General features: G+C 41.2%; 3 protein-coding genes. 2 read left to right on the top strand and 1 reads right to left on the bottom strand.

The features are described 5' to 3' along the window. Positions 1–454 precede the first annotated feature (454 nt). Together ACU01J_RS21590 and ACU01J_RS21595 are read left to right on the top strand one after the other, a co-directional pair. Positions 455–787, top strand: coding sequence for a hypothetical protein (locus ACU01J_RS21590; protein WP_150879378.1), 333 nt, complete (start codon positions 455–457; stop codon positions 785–787). Positions 788–952: 165 nt separating this feature from the next. After that, positions 953–1,195 carry a hypothetical protein gene (locus tag ACU01J_RS21595; protein WP_049877489.1) on the top strand — a complete coding sequence of 81 codons (243 nt, stop codon included), beginning with the start codon at positions 953–955 and terminating at the stop codon, positions 1,193–1,195. Positions 1,196–1,234: 39 nt separating this feature from the next. Here ACU01J_RS21595 and ACU01J_RS21600 read toward each other — a convergent pair whose 3' ends face one another. Next, positions 1,235–2,203: an IS30 family transposase gene (locus ACU01J_RS21600; protein WP_481087369.1), complete on the bottom strand. Its 969-nt coding sequence runs from the start codon at positions 2,201–2,203 to the stop codon at positions 1,235–1,237. Positions 2,204–2,294 lie beyond the last annotated feature (91 nt).

The raw sequence follows: 2,294 nt of genomic DNA on the forward strand, positions 1-2,294 counted from the left end.
TGCCAAGATTCGTGGGTTGCCTCATTGGTTTTCAGTGTTGGTTGGTGGTGAGTTTCACTGGCTTAAAGTGTGGAAAGGACTAGTCAATCGAAGCTTTCATTTTTGCTGTCAGCTCGCAGCTTTTAGTATTCCGGTTCAAAAGCTACTTCGTCGCTGAAAAGACGCATTTCGTGGATGTTGAAACCTAGGCTGTAACATAGCGGCTTCAGTTGTTCTTGAATCACAAAAAGTCAGTGGGTGATTGGTTGCTTATCGTGTTTAAGGTATTCTGTTTTCAAACCAAGTTAGTGAGTGGGCAGGAAAATTTGCCTAACAAACAATTCAAGCTGATTCGCAACGCTCGGCGCTTTCGGTTTCAATTAGTTTGGTGATTACGGTGAAGTGTTTGAGTGCTTTGGCAGCGTTGCTCACAACTTAATTGGGCGTTATAGCTATCAGACGTATGGAGGGACTCATGAATCCAATTGAAGAACATAAATTAATACTTAGCGAACTGTGTAATATTATGCGTCTAAGCTTTAGTGGGCCCTATGATGTGTTGAACTGTCATTTTGATTACAGAGAATCAGATGATGGTAGCTCATCTGTAGGAGCTGAGTTTTGGTATGAGCATGAGGGCAACACAGTTTCATTGCCTTTGGTTTATCCTGAGCGAAAGCAACTTACAATGCTTGTTCCGAAGTTACATTCTATGATGTATAGCCATACTGGAGGGGACTGGGAAGGATTTCTACTTTCCATTGATAGACATGGTAAAGCTAAAACGACTTTCGAGTACAGAAAATAGCTATAACAATAAATTTAAGCAGATTCGCAACGCTTGGCACTTTCGGTTTTAATCAGTTTTAGTGTTTACGGCACAATGGTTTAGGTCAGGTGGTGGCGTTGCTCACTACTTAATTTGGCGTTAGCCTACTCTCCAAGCATGAAGAATCAAATAGAGGAAATGCATATGAATAAGTACCAAAAATACCCATTAAACTGTTCATCTTGTAATGCATTAACTCCTCATACTTTGATTTCAACATTTAACGATGATGAACAAAGTAAAGAGAAGCCAAGTGCGTTTTCATTTATCCGGGCGCTTGGCTTCTCTTTCGAAGTTTTTTGGCGAAGTTTAGTCGGCTCTTCTTACTATATTGCTAAAGAAAAACTATATCGTTGTGACAAATGCGGCAAAGTAGAGAAGCATTGAAAATAAAAGCTTAGTATCAAGTTTGAAGTGCGACACTTTTTACAGATGCGCATGAATATACTCCTGTGGTGTAAAGAACCCAAGTCTTTTCCTTGGGCGCGAGTTTAGCTTTCCAGCTATTTGGTTACAGAGCCTCTGTGTCACATGTGACATAGAGGCTTTTTTAGGTAAGTACTGTCTAATTAAACCATTCGTATTTTCATTGGTTCCACGCTCCCATGATTGGTACGGGTTAGCAAAGAAAAACAAACACTTAGTTTGTTTTTCTAACTGAGCATATTGGTGAAATTCAGTACCATTATCAGCAGTAATCGTTTTGAACGGTAAGTCTGATTGCTTAATAATCCTCTTCACTCGAGCGTTCAATGAATTAGTCGTTCTGTCGTCTAATTGGCCTATAAAAGTATAACCGGTCATCCTATCTACTAACGTCACAATGCAGTGTTTGGTTCCTCGCCCAATGACGGTGTCTATTTCCCAGTGTCCAGGTTCAAGACGAAGTTCTGCTTCGTCTGGTCGCTCAGATATATGTTTCTTTGCGGCTAAGCGGCCTCTGCTGTCGTTAGAGCGGTATCTTTTACGCCTTTGCTTAGTTGACTGGCGTAGGTGTTTCCATAACATTCCGCCTTCTGCTTTGTTATTCCAAACATACTGGTAAATCAGTTCGTGACTCATCGTTTTTTGACCAATTCGCCTTAGAAATCCAACTATCTGTTCAGGGCTCCAGTCCAGTTGCAGCAAGGCTGCAACGAGCCTGAAGTCGGTTTCGTCATAGCGCTTGTTTCGCCTTGAGCGAGCGAGCCTATTTCGAGCTCGTTGTTGAGCGTACTCAGGTTGGTACGAGTACCTGTCAAAGTATTTGTTATAGCGCTTATTACGTTCTATCTCACGATAGATCGTAGACTTGTGACGGTTGAGTAATCTAGCAATTCCAGCAGTACGTAGTCCTTGCTTTCTTAAGATAGAAATCGTATATCTTTCTTTCTCAGTGAGGTGTGTATATTTCATGGTTTTACTTCTTGGCGGGAGCAAAAATCATGATTATCGCATCTCACTGTTTTATTTTTCAGTGGTGTCGCACTTCGTACTTGAATCCAAG

It is taken from the genome of Vibrio sp. 2433-A1, assembly GCF_056726085.1.

Bases quoted from the DNA above. Each gene is read 5' to 3' on its own strand.
- ACU01J_RS21590 (WP_150879378.1), top strand. From the start codon at position 455: ATGAATCCAATTGAAGAACATAAATTAATACTTAGCGAACTGTGTAAT.
- ACU01J_RS21595 (WP_049877489.1), top strand. From the start codon at position 953: ATGAATAAGTACCAAAAATACCCATTAAACTGTTCATCTTGTAATGCA.
- ACU01J_RS21600 (WP_481087369.1), bottom strand. From the start codon at position 2,203: ATGAAATATACACACCTCACTGAGAAAGAAAGATATACGATTTCTATC.